Raw genomic sequence first — 14,202 nt, forward strand, 5'->3', positions numbered from 1 at the left:
ATCCCCCACTGATTATTAGTTGAGCCAATCGGGCTTTTACGGGCCGTTGATCTCCCATCTAACTGCTTTGCTTTCACCGAATTTTGAGGTGGGAGTATTACTGCCCGTTAATGCGGGATAAAAAAATCGTCTCCTATTTCTTGTTTGTGTGGTTACTTACAATTATAATGGGGGCGATTTTTTTGTAACAAAAAAGACAAATTCCAAAAGAAAGATGGGTTGTGAGCAAAGGGAAGGTATGATATCCTTTTCATTGTTCAGATGCATACAAGTTTTTAGACAACTATACAATATTGTATATCCCAAAGAGTCATCATGAAAGCGCAATCAAGAGGTAAGATGTTTTTGGTTGTTCATGAAAATGCTTCCTTGTAAGCATCATAAGAAGGAAAGGCATGATATCCTTTTCAATATTCAAGTGCATACAAGTTTTTAAATAACCAAACAATATTATATAGTTCAAGGAGTTATTATGCATCATCATGAAAGCGTAATCAAAAGATAAGATGTTTTTTGGTTGTTCATGAAAACGTTTCCTTTTTAAACACCATAAGAAGGAACGAACAAAAATCGGTACAACTGTGCACAAGAAAGCCTCGCATATGAAACAAAAGGTGTAGAAATTACTGAAACCATCCTTTACAAAAGGATCAATTGGTAGTTAAAGGCCAGACAATCATGACTCAGGAAGACAATTCCCTGAATAACAAGAAAAGAGGAATATAGCTATGTCTACAATTAATGAAGATGTGAGCATGAAGAAAACTCAGAAATATAGTGCTAAGAAAGCAGTACCTGTTACCTTACTGTTATTTTTATTATGTTTAGTAATTGACAATTCGTTTAAGATTATTTCTGTTGATATGGCAAAAGATTTTCACATTTCAGCGACAACAGTTAGCTGGCAAGCAACATTAGCTGGTCTTGTGATTGGAATTGGAGCAGTCGTTTACGCAGCTTTAGCGGATTCTATTAGTTTTAGAAAACTTTTTAGCGCTGGGATTATTTTAATCTGTGTCGGTTCAGTCATGGGATATATTTTTCAACATTCGTTTTTACTAGTTGTTATTTCACGTATTATCCAAACTGCTGGTTTAGCATCAGCTGAAACGTTATATGTAATATTTGTCACAAAGCATTTACCTGCAGATGAACAAAAGAAATTTTTAGGATTAAGTACAAGTAGTTTTGCTCTTTCACAGCTTATCGGTGCATTAACTGGAGGTTATGTTTCAACATATTTCCATTGGACAACTCTATTTTTAATTTCTTTAGTAACACTTTTCACTCTTCCTTTTATTTTAAAATACATTCCTAAGGAAGAAGCGAAAAACAGTCATGTAGATGTACTAGGATTATTCCTAGTCGGAGCCATTTCAGCGTCTCTACTACTATATATTACAGATTTCAATTGGCTTTACCTAGTCTTGTTTATTGTTGCAATTGCCTTGTTCCTTACTTATATTAGTAAGAATTCAAAAGCGTTTATCGGAATCTCATTCTTCCAAAATAAGCAGTTTATCTCATTGCTTGGCGTTGCATTTATCATTTACTCTGTACAGCTAGCATATATTTTCCTATTCCCATTCTTGCTTGAAAAGATTTACGGTTTGCAGCTAGATACAATTTCACTATTATTAATTCCAGGATATATCGCAGCGACTATCGTTGGGGCTCTTTCAGGAAAAGTTGCAAAGGTTATGGGAAGCAAGCAATGCATTACGCTCGCTATGTGCAGCATTATAATCAGCTTATTATTAGGCGGATTCTTTATCAAAACTTCTGTTGTTGTATTCGTAATCTCTATGGTTCTATTCTCTAGTTCATTTGCATTCATGTATGCACCATTACTTGACTCTTGCATTTGTACAATTGATAAAGAAAAAACAGGAACAGCAATCGGATTTTATAATTTAACACTTAATGTCGCGATGTCAATCGGAATTGCCTACACAGCGGCAATGATGGACCATTCCGCAATGAAAAAAAGTTTCTTCGGAATGACAAACAATGTGGATGCTTCCATGTTTAGTAATATCCTATTCATCCTCGTACTCGTTACCCTTTTCAGTTTATCTCTGTACTGGGTATTAGTAGGACGAAAAGCGACAAAATAGGTTTATAAAGGTTCTAGTGAGAATAGATGGTAATAGATTTGTGTGTAAATAAGAAGGAAGAGATAAAATTTGATAGACTGTGTAAATCGTCAACATCATGTATCATTCCTTTCTATTTGATACATTTATCATACAAACTTAATCTGTATTCTATATGGGATTAATCTAAAGTTATAGTAAAGATTTTCAGTATCTAGTCATCGAATATACGAAAAAGAGAGAATCAATTTGATTCTCTTTTTTTACCCGTAAAGTTACTATTCAGGAATGAAAATAAGGATGTTATAAAGAGTGTGTACGATGGAGGGGATGTAACATTTTTGTTAACTAGACTTATATAGCTTTCGTTTCTTTACACTTACGTACTTATGTAAGTATGGTGCTGGTTTTAATTTCTTTTTCACTTCTATGCGACTACTATCCGAATGATAGACCATCCACAGTTTTACATCTAATAAAGAAAGAATTATGTTTGTTTCAAGTGACATTTTGATTACCTCCTTCTTTCTTGTGGTTTTTTATATCATATCTCTTGAATCTGGAGCTGATATGATATAAATATAGTTTTCCTGTGAAGTTTTTATATTGTTTCTATGTATTCTAATACGTCTCCACATAAACTCCAGATAAGCAGGTTATAATGGCTACAAGAGGTGATATAAGGATGAACTATCATATTCTTGTGGTAGAGGATGATCAAGAAATTCAGGAATTAATCAAACAATTTTTAATGACTCAGCAGTATGCTGTTACAGTTGCATCAGATGGATTAGAGGGCATGAAACAATTTAATAAACAATCCTTTGATTTAATTCTACTAGATGTGATGATGCCAAACCTTAATGGATTTGAAGTTGCCAAAATGATTCGAAGTCAGTCAAATATACCCATTATTATGCTAACCGCGTTAGAAGAAGAACAAGATCAAATGAAGGGATTTGATCTTGGCATCGATGATTATATTACGAAACCTTTTTCTTTTCATGTTTTGATTAGACGAGTCGAAGCAGTGCTGCGGAGAAGCTATGATCAAAGTACGGAGAATCATTTATTTTTTAAAGAAATACATGTTGATTGCGATGCATATAAAGTATATGTAAATGAGGTTGAAATCCCCTTAACGGCAAAAGAATTCGAAATTCTACAACTACTACTTCAAAATAAGAAAAAAGTAATCACAAGAGAAAGCATCGTAGAAAAGGTTTGGGGATACGAGTATCACGGAGAAACTCGTATGATCGATACACACATTAAAAACATACGAAAAAAATTAGATATTTCCTACATTAAAACAGTAAAGGGCATTGGTTACAAAATCGATGAATAGGATTGTGAAAATCATGAAGACGAAGAGAATTACCTATAAACTCTTTATGACTACATCCCTCATTTTGTTAGCCTTTGCAGTCCTGATTTATTTAACTTTATACTTCTTTCTCCCTACATTTTATGAGCAATACAAAACAGATCAGCTTCAAACAGGAATAGAAGAAATAATTGATAAATCTAAAGATCTTACGTTTCAAAATGCTATACCACTTTTTGATGAATACGCACAAAAAAATAACGCAATGATTTCCCTTCAAAATAAGGAAGGCGTAGTTATGTATTCTCCTTCTTTTAGTTTTATTCAAAGAGGTACCCAAGCACATGTAATTGCCAAAGCAACACCATTAGGGAGTTCAGATTACCTTCGTAATTCATATGATGTTACTGTGCCGATTCAATTCCAAGATGTTACCTTAACGCTTGTGGTGTTCGCAACATTTCAACCTATTGATGAAGCTACGCAAGTCTTAGTACGTTTTCTTCCCTATATCAGTATCATTGTACTTGTGATTGGTATAGGAAGTGCTTATTTCTATTCAAGGTTTATTACAAAACCACTCATTTATATTAATGAGGGTGCACAAAAGATGGCAAACTTAGATTTTTCCGAAAAAATTGAGGTTCGTTCCACGGATGAATTAGGAGAATTATCCAATAGTTTGAACGATATGTCTATTAATTTACAACAAGCTATGTTCAATTTACAAAAAGCGAATCAGCAATTAAAGAGCGATATTGAAAAAGAAAGAGAAATAGAAGCAAAACGCAGGGAATTTTTTGCAATTGTATCACATGAATTAAAAACTCCTCTCACTGTTATGAAAGGATACCTAGAAGGGATGATCTATAATATTGGTCCCTATCAAGATCGTGACCAATACTTAAAGAAAAATCACCAAATTATTGAAAGTATGGAACAACTGGTTCGCGAAATTTTAAGCATGTCAAAACTAGAACAACATACCTTTAAACTACAATTAGAAGAAGTAAATCTCTCAGAATTAATGGATACAATCACAAAAGATATCGGATTTTTTGCTTCTCAAAAAGACATTCAAATCATAAAACAAATTGATCCTGACCTTTTTGTTTATACGGATTGTGTTCTGTTAGAAAAAGCCTGTAAAAACATTATTCATAATGCGGTTATGTATTCACCGCATAACGAAAAAGTCTATATACAGTTAACCCAAGATTCTAAACAAAACCACATCCAAATGCAAGTCATCAATACAGGTGTCAAAATTAATGAAGAGAATATACAAGATATCTTCAAACCATTTTATCGAATCGAAAAGTCAAGAAATCGAAATACTGGAGGGAGTGGCTTAGGGTTATATATCGTCAAACAAATTTTTGAAGCACTGGGTATAAGGTATTCAATAAATAATGTAGAACAGGGTGTACAATTTTTAGTTACCATTCCATTATCTATCAAATAAACAAAAAAGAATCTTAATCTTATTTCGGGGTCTCACCACATCGCTATCAAGATAAGATTAAAAAAGGTCAGTTTCAAAAGAAACTTTTTTCTTTTTCTAAAAAACCAGTGTAGATCATTAGAAATTCTGCATATCAAAAAACAAACGGGTTTCATTCTTTTATTAAGCTGCTTGATTGTGAGACATGGTACAATTTTAATTGACACCTAATATCAAAGCCTGTTTTCTTCTCGTATCGATGCGATTTTCGTCCGTTTCACTGTAGGAGTTTAAACAGACGAAGAAGAATCTTTGATAATTCTTGGGTGTCTTTTGGTATGGATCGAAACAGAAAAATTCTCTGAAAAATATACTGAACGAATTAATGCTATCATCTATATAAAACAGGTATTGGAACATAATATGGAAACTGGTTCTTTACTGCATGATAATTTACATTGGAGTACTTTTTGTTACTATAAGCAAGGACAAGATGCTTTTACACCAATAGTGAATGCCCCTCCTTAACACTCTTACAAGTCGTTTGAAGAAGGGGCTTCCTGTTTAGCAGTCTTACATACTCCCCACAGGCGTCGTTTATACTGTTTGGACACAACCTTGTCCTACAGTTTCAATCTTTGGTCGTCCTCATAAGTAATTGTTCTAACCCTTTTTGCAAAATATTTAGACCTGCATTATGATCTCTGTCTAATACCGTTCCGCACTTTGCACAAATATGTGTTCGAATAGAAAGTAATTTTTTCACACGATTTCCACAACCAGAACAATCTTGCGATGTGTATACTGGGTCTACTTTCACAAGTAAATCTCCAAATTTTTCGCACTTATACAAAAGCATCCATTTAGTTTGTTTCCATTCTTAAGTTGATGATGTAGCTTAATTTATAAAGTAAGCTACTATTTATGAACCGTCATAATTACTCCGTCCATATTGTTCCCTGAAATTTCATAATGCTGATTTACCGGGACATTAATGGTCGTATTTTTTGATACTTTATAAATGGATGACGTTTTGTTATGAGTCTCTCGATTCAAGATGAGCTAAAACTATTTGCCAAAGGATTACAACGATATGTTACGACTGTATTTTTAGAAAAACTTGCAAGAACACTCGAGCTTGTAAAGCGAGAACGAAAGTTCATTTTGCTTCTCTTCTTAAATTGATGGGCATGTATGGTGACCCCTAATATTCCAATATCTAACTAACAAATAAACTCCCCTATTAATAGGGGAGTTTGTTATTTAAGAATTATTAATATCTTTTACTACTAATTGCTTCTTGCTCAAATAAATTGCTCGATCCGATTGTTTTGCAACTTCTTGTGAATGTGTAACAACAATTACACATTTATTCTCTTGATGGGCAAGCTTCTGAAACAAATCAATAATCTCTTTTGCGGTTTCTTCATCAAGGTTTCCTGTTGGCTCATCAGCGATAAGTATATCAACATTGCAAGATAGCGCTCGAGCAATTGCTACACGTTGCTGTTGTCCACCACTTAGTTGCAGGACATTTCGCTTCGCCTCTACTTCTGTAAGTCCTACCTTCTCTAATAATTCTAATGCCCTTTCCTTTTTATTTTTCACCTGAACACCTGTAATTTCCATTGCCGTTAGTACATTTTGAAGAGCGGTCATATAGGTAATTAAATTATAAGATTGGAAAATCACAGATACATATTGATTCCGGTATCGATCTAAACCAATCTTTCGAATATCCTTACCCTTATACAGTACATAACCATTTTTAGGTATATCCAAACCACAACCTAGGCTAAGAGCTGTGGTTTTGCCAGATCCAGACGGCCCTAAAATTGTGTAAAAATGCCCTGTTTGAAAAGAAAAATTCACATTATCTAGTATCGTTACTTTTTTTCGGTTACTTTCATAATAATAATTTAAGTTTTTAAATTGTAAAATTGTCTCCATGCCGAGCCTCCTTATTCATCTTTTAAAAGGATTTGTTTTGGATTTAAGCGTAGAATAGATAATGCCGGAAGAATGGTTGCTAATATAGCAATAGTCAGTCCAATTCCCCCCATTTTTCCTAAATCCTCTCCTGTTACACTTACATCAATTTTATCAATTGGATCTTCGCTTTGGTTTTGTAGATTACCACCAGCTCCAACCATCATTACACTACCATTTTGTGAATTGTCTTTTTCTTCGCTTGCTGTAGCAATTTCACTCGAAAGTAAATTATCCCCTACGAATTGAGAAACTTTAGCTCCTGTTGTTAGGGATAATCCAAATGCTAAAATAGCAATACATACTACTTCTACTACGAACTGTGCCATCAGTTTCCATTTTTTCTCTCCAATGGACAATAGAATCCCCATTTCCTTACGACGTGCTTTAATTGATAACATAATGATTAATCCTAAGATAATAGCACCTGCAATAGATACCATATAGATAATCATTTGGGAAGTAGAAGAGATATTTTCAATAGGACCAATCATTTGTTTGTACAATGAATCATGTGCATCTAACTTAAAATAATTAAAATCAATATCAGATTGTTTTGCTTCTTTTTTAAATGCATCAATGTATTGTGGATCGTTCAAGAAGTACACGACTTGAATGCTACTACTAGTACCTTCATCTGCTTCTAATTTTTTGACAGTAGAGTGAGGCATATATAGCTTATTAGCTGGATCCATCATAGGAGGGGCATGCTCACCCAGTGGTTGCTCATTCGTTTCGTAAATACCAATAATTTCAACTTCAAGAGTTTTCTTCTTATCCCCTGATTGAATTTTAACCTTATCTCCTACTTTCAAATTGTTTTGTTCCGCTAATCGTTTTTCCATTAAAGTTACATTCTGATCGTTCATCTTTTCTGTAATTGGTTTCCCATCAATGATTTTACTTTTTCCATTTTTAAAACTTTCTTGTAATAAAGTCTTGCGCACTCCTTCTATTATAAGAGAAGAATTCATATCTATTTCTGAACCTGAACCTGATCCTCCTCGTACAGTCGCCACTCCCGCTCTACCTTTTCCTTCTTCTTCTCCTTCTCCTTCTGAAGCTCCTACTAATTTAAACCCATCCGAAATTCCGAAAGTATTGGTTATATAATTATAGTCTTTTACATACTTGGACTTCGCTAATTGATCTGCTTCTTTTGTGTTGAGATGCGGCGGATTAGGCATTTCTCCAGTTTCCCTTGCTTGTTTTCCTAATTTATCAAAATCAAGACCCAAAGTAACATCTGCACCCAGTTTTTTTCTTGCAGCATCAGCAGCTTTTTTTGATGCATTTTGGATTGTGAATCCTGCCAACACTAAATTGGTAACAATCAGAAAGACAGCCATCAAAATTAATGATGTTCCTTTTCGTTTTTTCATACTGAGAATTGCGCGTTTTATAAAATTCATTTTTTCTAACCTCCTTGATAGTTTTTATTCTATATACACTATCTGGAGTTTGTATGGAGTTATTCAGTAGTTTATCTAGAGGGCTAAGGAGTTTATATGGAGTTATTCATGTACATATTTCTAACGGGTTCTGTTGCACAGTTTTGTAACATCAACATAGTTGAAAAAAATAGCGACTATATTAAGATTAATTTAGATCAAGTGATTCATTTGACTTCAATTTTTGCATTCATCTGATTGAAAGATGAATGCTTTTTTTAGTCCATAATAAAAAAATAAAAATTCTTGTCACAAAACTGGATTTTCTGGTTTCTCTATAATACAGGCAGCAAATGAGAGTGAGGTTTTGAATTACATGTTAACTATAAAAAATGAAGAAAGGCATATTTCGGATGTGACATTTGAACAGGTGTTTAAACGATACTATGGTTACGTTGTAAAACAAATCCTATGGATTATCAAAAAACAAACAATCGCTGAAGAACTAGCACAAGAAGTGTTTTTACAATTATATCGCACCGATTGGAAAGCAATTGAAAACTTACCTGGGTGGCTGATTAGATCTTCTACTTATGTAGCTTATAACTATTTACGATCTGAAAAACGACATCAAGCGAGAATAGATAAAACAATACAATATCATGAAGTACAACATGCTTCATCGCTAGATGATGACTGGATAAGAAAAGAAGAAGTCACAAAGGTACAAACCGTACTAAGTAACATGAGTGATCGAGATCGAACCATTTTGTTAATGAAATTTTCTGGATTTCAATATAAAGAAATTGCAGAAGTACTTCAAATTGACATAGCTTCTATTGGAACATTGTTGATACGAGCCAAAACAAAATTTCGCAAGATTTATAAACAAATGGAGGAGGCATAACAAATGACTTGTTATGATATGGGGTTAATTCAAGCGTATATAGATGGAGAACTTCCTCGTGATGCAAGAAAGAAATTTATACAACATCTAGATACATGTGAAGATTGTCAAAAAGTATTAATAGCACTTAGTGAATTAAATCAATGGGAAAATTTAATGCTTGATGAAGAGTGTGTACATGCAACACAAGAAATCAATATTGATGTAGAACAAGCATGGCAGACATTTGAAAAGCGTTCAAAGCAAGAAAATGTTTCTTATATCAATAATAAAACGCAGAAGAAGAAAGGATTGTTTACAAACATGAGTAAACAATCAAAACGTTTCATTTATACAGCGGTAGCTGCAGCAGGACTTTTCACAACAGCAATGATTCCACAAGTACAAGTTGCAGCTACGAATGTTGCCTCCTATTTTTCTAATGAAGTTACAAATGATAAGGTTGTAAATGAGGGAATAAAGGATGAAAATGGTGTCACACAAGATATGATGAAGAATGGTCAATTTATTCCCCTAGATGAAAAAATAACTGATCAAGGTGTTACTGTGCATTTTAAAGAATTATTTGTTGCAGATTCACGTATATCAGTTCATTATAGAATTGAAAAAGCTGATGGAAGTCTAGTACCGTTTGAATTTGATACAACTGGATTAGACCTTAAAAGTGATGGTAAGGCAAATGGACAACAAGAAGAAAATCCTGAATATAATACTAAGGATGGTATGTTCTCACAGTTAGGATTTATTCAAGGTACAGATGATTTACCATTCAAATTAATGGCAGATGGAAAAGAATTAAAACATGTAGGTATTCGTGATAAAGATAAACCCGAAGGCGTTGTTACATTTGTTGAAGGTCCTGAAGGGAAAGGATCCTTTAAACAACCACTTACGATAAATGTAAATATAAATAAAATCGGAAAAGTAACTGGATCTTGGAAAGGACAAATTCAAATTGATCCTGCAAAATTGAAAAAATAAAACAAATTAAAATGAAAAAAAGAATAGAACAATGTGTATCCAATACGATGCTTATATGTTTCCTTGTTTTCATTACATTTATTTCGTACATTGTTTTCATCCTATCTTTTATTTATTAATTAAGTTCATAAAATCAATATGCGTAATGCTAATAAGAAAATAACGACTAAAAGGCGTACCCGTCTACATTTCAACGGAAATATAGGCTAAATAGCATAAATCTTTTATTCACAAAAACATCCCAATAGAGTAAACCCTATTGGGATGTTTTAATGAAATAGATTTAACGGTATTTCACAGTATCCCGAAATACCATTATCTTAAACTACGAGAAAGCTCCGTAAAAATAACCCCTAGCGCATAGGCACCAGCATCAGGATAACCTAAGCTTCTTTCACCAACCGTACCAGCGCGGCCCATTCGAGCGACGATTTCTTTTGTATATTCTGCTCCTTTAACGGCAGCCGCTGCCCCTTTTTCAAAAGCAGTCTTAAAGTCTGTACCAGCTGCAGCGCTTTCTGACCAAGCATTTACACAAGGTACAAGCGCATCTACAAGCGTCTTATCGCCTACTTCTGCTCCTCTTCCGAAAGAGCGCTCACCGATAGACTGTATACCATGAAGTGCAGCTTGCAACATTTCAGCAAACTCTCCAACTGTTAATTCCATTTTCCCTTCCATAGCCTTACCTGCAGCTCGGAAAGCTCCGCCCCAAATTGGACCAGAAGCTCCACCGCAATGTTCCATAATCACCATAGAACACGCATCAAGGAAAGTTCCAATATTTAAATGCTCTTGATCTAAAATCGAGCTCCATTCACGCTTTAATTGTTTAAATCCTTTCGCGACACTCATTCCGAAATCACCATCACCTGCATGCGTATCCAGTTCGCAGAATGGTACTTCGTTCTTAATAATAACTTCGCTCATTTTATCTATAAGATAAATCATATTATTTAATGTGATTACCTCATTCTTAATGATTGCATGTTCTTCAGCTGTTTCCGTCTCAAAGAAAACTGGCTTCTCTTCTTCGTGCTCCGCAATATCAACGTATTCTACACTCTCAATTGGTCCATCTACTTTAAACGCAGGTGTATTACATTCTTTCGATAGCAATGTCTTCAGCTCATCGTCTAGTTTCATCACTGTTAGAGAAATTCCAGCCATATCAATACTCGTCATGTAATTACCGACAAACGTTCTATTGATTCGTATATTTCTTTTACTTAACTCTCTCGTAACTGCATTGTTAAACAAATACAGTTCTTGAAGCGGTGTACCACCAAATCCGTTTACTAGAACAGTAATTTCAGCATCTTCATCTAGTCCTAAATCCTTCACAAGGTCATTTGTCATACGTAACGCTAATTCATCTGCAGCCATAATTTTTTCGCGTTTCCTGCCTGGCTCTCCGTGAATACCAACGCCATATTCCATCTCATCTTCACCTAATTTGAAAGTAGGTGATCCACTCGCCGGAACCGTGCAGGAAGTTAATGCGAGACCGATTGTTCGAACATTTGCCGCTGCTTTTTCCGCTACAGCTTTCACCTGCATCAAATCCATACCTTCTTCCGCTGCTGCACCGGCTATTTTATGTACCAACACAACTCCTGCAACACCGCGACGTCCTACTGTATAAAGACTATCTTCTACTGCAATATCATCATCTACGCGGACATATTCTACTTCAATGCCATCCTCAGTAGCTAAGTGAGCACCATTTTTAAAGTTCATGATATCGCCACTGTAATTTTTAATAATTAGTAGCGTACCTTTTTTGCTAGCTGTTGCTTTAATCGCTTGATACACCTGTATTTGCGATGGAGAAGCAAACACATCTCCGCATACTGCCGCATCCAGCATTCCTTTTCCTACTAGCCCCGCATGTGCCGGTTCATGTCCACTACCGCCACCGCTAATTAAAGTTACCTTATTTTCGTTCATTTCTTTTTTCTTAATGACCTTATACTTTTTTAATAACTCGAGTTCCGGATGAGCCATAACCATCCCATTGCACATCTCCATAACGAGAGTTTCAGGTTTATTTATAATTTTTTTCATTTGTTATTCCTCCTCTGTAAGCTTTGTTACATTCTTCGCAAACCTATTCGTATCCACACTTCAATAATTTTATTGCTTTTCCTACCACGGTACATTCTCTTCTGAATTATGATATATTTGAAAGCGCATTCTTATTAACTATAATAAAATGAAAGCGTTTTATGGTAAACGGACAAAATGAACGATTTGTCTAAAGACACCCACTTCATTTGTAGGTAGGATGTTAATTATTAAAAACGAATAAAGCTGTAGGGATGATTATAATGACCTCTTCTATCATTTCAAAAAAAATCATAGCCAACTCATTAAAAAAATTAATGGAAACTGAACCTTTCCATAAAATATCCGTGAGTGACATTATGTTAAATTGTCAGATGCGCAGGCAAACTTTTTATTATCACTTTAAAGATAAATTTGAATTGTTAAGTTGGATTTATAAAGAAGAAACAAAAGAGAATATTATAGACTTTCTTGATTATGAAAAATGGGAAAATATTTTCGACCTATTATTTGATTACTTTTACCAAAACCAATGCTTCTATCGAAATGCATTTAAAGTAATCGAGCAAAATTCATTTAATTATTATCTCTTTGAACATACGAAAAACTTATATCTCAAAATCATCGATGAACTATTAATTGGCTGTAAATTAGCAATTTCTGAGGTAAAAAAAGATACACTGGCCTCTTTTTATAGTCACGGATTTGTTGGGACAATAAAAGATTGGATTGAGAATCATTGCGCTATTGATCCGTCTATCATGTCTTCGATGATGAAAAATATGATAAACAATCAATTAGTCCTTTTACTAAAGCAATCAGCAAACAAATCATAAGGTGGAAAAACAATGAAAAAAATTATGAATGATGTTCAAAATATTGTTCAAGATATGTTGCATGGTTTTTATTTTGAACATAACGATAGAATAACTTATAACCGAGAACACAACATCATTTATCAGAAAGACCTTGCCGAAATTGGGCAAGACGTTGCCATTATAAGCGGCGGCGGTAGCGGGCACGAACCAGCTGATATTGGTTATGTAGGAAAAGGCATGCTTTCAGCGGCAGTCAATGGAGAAATTTTCACCCCTCCTACACCAGAACAAATAGTAGCGGCAGTTCGCTCTGTGCCCAAAGACAAAGGAGTCCTATTCATTATTAAAAACTTTCAAGCTGACGTAGAAAACTTTTTAACTGCTGAATCTTTAGCAAAAAAGGAAGGAAGACTTGTTGATCATGTCATTGTGAATGACGATGTTTCCATTGAAGATGATGCTTCCTTTAATAAAAGAAGACGAGGAGTGGCTGGTACGATTTTCGTTCATAAAATACTTGGAGCAGCGGCTCTTGAAGGCCATTCATTACAACAATTAACCGACATCGGCCATTCTGTCATTCGGAATCTGCATACATTAGGAGTTGCGCTCTCTCCAGCAACCGACCCTATCCAAGGAAAGGCTTCTTTTACCTTACAAGACAATGAAGTCTTTTACGGAGTCGGCATCCACGGAGAAAAAGGATACCGGAAAGAAGTATTATCTTCTTCTGAAAAATTGGCGGTTGAGCTTATGAATAAGCTCAAAAGTATTTACCGCTGGAAAAAAGGTGATAAGTTTGCCATCTTGATTAATGGATTAGGTGCTACTCCATTAATGGAACAGTATATCTTCGCAAATGACATTCGCCGTTTGTGTGAGCTTGAAGGATTAGATATTCGATTTGTCAAAGTCGGAACCCATCTAACCTCCCTAGACATGCAAGGCACTTCATTAAGCTTACTTAAAATAGAAGATCCACTTTGGGAAAAATGGTTAAAAGCGGATGTTGAGGTGGCTAGCTGGTAGTTTCAATTAGCTTGAAAAGGTGTTTTCCATATGTGAAAACACCTTTATATTGTTTAGAATCCTTTGTTCTTCTTTAAATTGTAGTGCCCATTCTAGTGTATGCTCCTCAATAACAACTTGCTTATCCATAGTTCTGTCTCCATACTCGTTTTT

General features: G+C 34.6%; 13 protein-coding genes and 3 pseudogenes. 8 read left to right on the forward strand and 8 right to left on the reverse strand.

The features are described 5' to 3' along the window. The first annotated feature begins 728 nt into the window (after window positions 1-728). Window positions 729-2,117, forward strand: a complete 1,389-nt coding sequence (locus tag C564_RS0122705; protein WP_018766949.1) for an MFS transporter — start codon at window positions 729-731, stop codon at window positions 2,115-2,117. 323 nt (window positions 2,118-2,440) lie between these two features. Here the strand turns inward: C564_RS0122705 and C564_RS36910 are convergent, their stop codons facing one another. After that, complete coding sequence (locus C564_RS36910; RefSeq protein ID WP_018766950.1) at window positions 2,441-2,605, reverse strand: hypothetical protein; 165 nt, start codon at window positions 2,603-2,605, stop codon at window positions 2,441-2,443. Window positions 2,606-2,757: 152 nt separating this feature from the next. Between C564_RS36910 and C564_RS0122715 the strand changes: the two genes are divergently transcribed. Next, window positions 2,758-3,444 (forward strand): response regulator transcription factor, encoded by a 687-nt coding sequence (locus C564_RS0122715; RefSeq protein WP_006093794.1) that lies wholly within the window; start codon window positions 2,758-2,760, stop codon window positions 3,442-3,444. Continuing rightward, the gene (locus C564_RS0122720; protein ID WP_026008666.1) at window positions 3,437-4,888 is read left to right on the forward strand and encodes a sensor histidine kinase; all 1,452 of its coding nucleotides are present in this window, start codon (window positions 3,437-3,439) and stop codon (window positions 4,886-4,888) included. Before C564_RS0122715 ends, C564_RS0122720 begins: the two co-directional genes overlap by 8 nt. A gap of 162 nt (window positions 4,889-5,050) precedes the next feature. On the opposite strand, the pseudogene C564_RS38475 reads toward C564_RS0122720, so the two are convergent. From C564_RS38475 to C564_RS35245, 3 pseudogenes are all read right to left on the reverse strand, one after another. Next, window positions 5,051-5,225: pseudogene (locus C564_RS38475) on the reverse strand (IS4 family transposase); the annotation flags it as partial. Between the two features lie 273 nt (window positions 5,226-5,498). Then, window positions 5,499-5,732 (reverse strand): annotated as a pseudogene (locus tag C564_RS0122730) (zinc ribbon domain-containing protein); the annotation flags it as partial. A gap of 53 nt (window positions 5,733-5,785) precedes the next feature. Next, window positions 5,786-5,887 (reverse strand): annotated as a pseudogene (locus C564_RS35245) (D-Ala-D-Ala carboxypeptidase VanY); the annotation flags it as partial. Between the two features lie 18 nt (window positions 5,888-5,905). Between C564_RS35245 and C564_RS36325 the strand changes: the two are divergent. Next, window positions 5,906-6,052, forward strand: a complete 147-nt coding sequence (locus C564_RS36325; RefSeq protein ID WP_018766955.1) for a hypothetical protein — start codon at window positions 5,906-5,908, stop codon at window positions 6,050-6,052. 78 nt (window positions 6,053-6,130) lie between these two features. Here the strand turns inward: C564_RS36325 and C564_RS0122740 are convergent, their stop codons facing one another. Both C564_RS0122740 and C564_RS0122745 read right to left on the reverse strand, forming a co-directional pair. Further along, window positions 6,131-6,817: an ABC transporter ATP-binding protein gene (locus C564_RS0122740; RefSeq protein ID WP_018766956.1), complete on the reverse strand. Its 687-nt coding sequence runs from the start codon at window positions 6,815-6,817 to the stop codon at window positions 6,131-6,133. Window positions 6,818-6,828: 11 nt separating this feature from the next. Continuing rightward, window positions 6,829-8,268, reverse strand: coding sequence for an ABC transporter permease (locus C564_RS0122745; protein WP_018766957.1), 1,440 nt, complete (start codon window positions 8,266-8,268; stop codon window positions 6,829-6,831). A 355-nt stretch (window positions 8,269-8,623) separates the two neighbouring features. On the opposite strand from C564_RS0122745, the gene C564_RS0122750 reads away from it, so the two are divergent. Both C564_RS0122750 and C564_RS0122755 read left to right on the forward strand, forming a co-directional pair. After that, window positions 8,624-9,154 (forward strand): RNA polymerase sigma factor SigX, encoded by a 531-nt coding sequence (locus C564_RS0122750; RefSeq protein WP_018766958.1) that lies wholly within the window; start codon window positions 8,624-8,626, stop codon window positions 9,152-9,154. A gap of 3 nt (window positions 9,155-9,157) precedes the next feature. Continuing rightward, on the forward strand, window positions 9,158-10,135 hold the full coding sequence (locus C564_RS0122755; RefSeq protein ID WP_018766959.1) for a DUF4179 domain-containing protein: 978 nt from the start codon (window positions 9,158-9,160) through the stop codon (window positions 10,133-10,135). 315 nt (window positions 10,136-10,450) lie between these two features. Here the strand turns inward: C564_RS0122755 and dhaK are convergent, their stop codons facing one another. Further along, window positions 10,451-12,202 carry a dihydroxyacetone kinase subunit DhaK gene (gene dhaK, locus C564_RS35250; RefSeq protein WP_018766960.1) on the reverse strand — a complete coding sequence of 584 codons (1,752 nt, stop codon included), beginning with the start codon at window positions 12,200-12,202 and terminating at the stop codon, window positions 10,451-10,453. A gap of 263 nt (window positions 12,203-12,465) precedes the next feature. Here dhaK and dhaS point away from each other — a divergent pair, with 263 nt between their 5' ends. Both dhaS and dhaQ read left to right on the forward strand, forming a co-directional pair. Continuing rightward, a complete protein-coding gene (gene dhaS, locus C564_RS0122765) occupies window positions 12,466-13,038 on the forward strand; it encodes a dihydroxyacetone kinase transcriptional activator DhaS (RefSeq protein ID WP_018766961.1) in 573 nt (190 codons plus the stop codon). A 12-nt stretch (window positions 13,039-13,050) separates the two neighbouring features. Beyond that, a complete protein-coding gene (gene dhaQ / locus C564_RS0122770; RefSeq protein WP_018766962.1) occupies window positions 13,051-14,049 on the forward strand; it encodes a DhaKLM operon coactivator DhaQ in 999 nt (332 codons plus the stop codon). 6 nt (window positions 14,050-14,055) lie between these two features. Here the strand turns inward: dhaQ and C564_RS38085 are convergent, their stop codons facing one another. After that, window positions 14,056-14,178: a hypothetical protein gene (locus C564_RS38085; RefSeq protein ID WP_018766963.1), complete on the reverse strand. Its 123-nt coding sequence runs from the start codon at window positions 14,176-14,178 to the stop codon at window positions 14,056-14,058. Window positions 14,179-14,202 lie beyond the last annotated feature (24 nt).

It is taken from the genome of Bacillus sp. 105MF, from assembly GCF_000374885.1.
Lineage (GTDB): Bacteria > Bacillota > Bacilli > Bacillales > Bacillaceae_G > Bacillus_A > Bacillus_A pseudomycoides.

Bases quoted from the DNA above. Each gene is read 5' to 3' on its own strand.
- C564_RS0122720 (WP_026008666.1), top strand. From the start codon at position 3,437: ATGAATAGGATTGTGAAAATCATGAAGACGAAGAGAATTACCTATAAA.
- C564_RS36910 (WP_018766950.1), bottom strand. From the start codon at position 2,605: ATGTCACTTGAAACAAACATAATTCTTTCTTTATTAGATGTAAAACTG.
- dhaK (WP_018766960.1), bottom strand. From the start codon at position 12,202: ATGAAAAAAATTATAAATAAACCTGAAACTCTCGTTATGGAGATGTGC.
- C564_RS0122750 (WP_018766958.1), top strand. From the start codon at position 8,624: ATGTTAACTATAAAAAATGAAGAAAGGCATATTTCGGATGTGACATTT.
- C564_RS36325 (WP_018766955.1), top strand. From the start codon at position 5,906: ATGAGTCTCTCGATTCAAGATGAGCTAAAACTATTTGCCAAAGGATTA.
- C564_RS0122715 (WP_006093794.1), top strand. From the start codon at position 2,758: ATGGCTACAAGAGGTGATATAAGGATGAACTATCATATTCTTGTGGTA.
- dhaS (WP_018766961.1), top strand. From the start codon at position 12,466: ATGACCTCTTCTATCATTTCAAAAAAAATCATAGCCAACTCATTAAAA.
- C564_RS0122740 (WP_018766956.1), bottom strand. From the start codon at position 6,817: ATGGAGACAATTTTACAATTTAAAAACTTAAATTATTATTATGAAAGT.
- C564_RS0122745 (WP_018766957.1), bottom strand. From the start codon at position 8,268: ATGAATTTTATAAAACGCGCAATTCTCAGTATGAAAAAACGAAAAGGA.
- C564_RS0122755 (WP_018766959.1), top strand. From the start codon at position 9,158: ATGACTTGTTATGATATGGGGTTAATTCAAGCGTATATAGATGGAGAA.
- C564_RS38085 (WP_018766963.1), bottom strand. From the start codon at position 14,178: ATGGATAAGCAAGTTGTTATTGAGGAGCATACACTAGAATGGGCACTA.
- dhaQ (WP_018766962.1), top strand. From the start codon at position 13,051: ATGAAAAAAATTATGAATGATGTTCAAAATATTGTTCAAGATATGTTG.
- C564_RS0122705 (WP_018766949.1), top strand. From the start codon at position 729: ATGTCTACAATTAATGAAGATGTGAGCATGAAGAAAACTCAGAAATAT.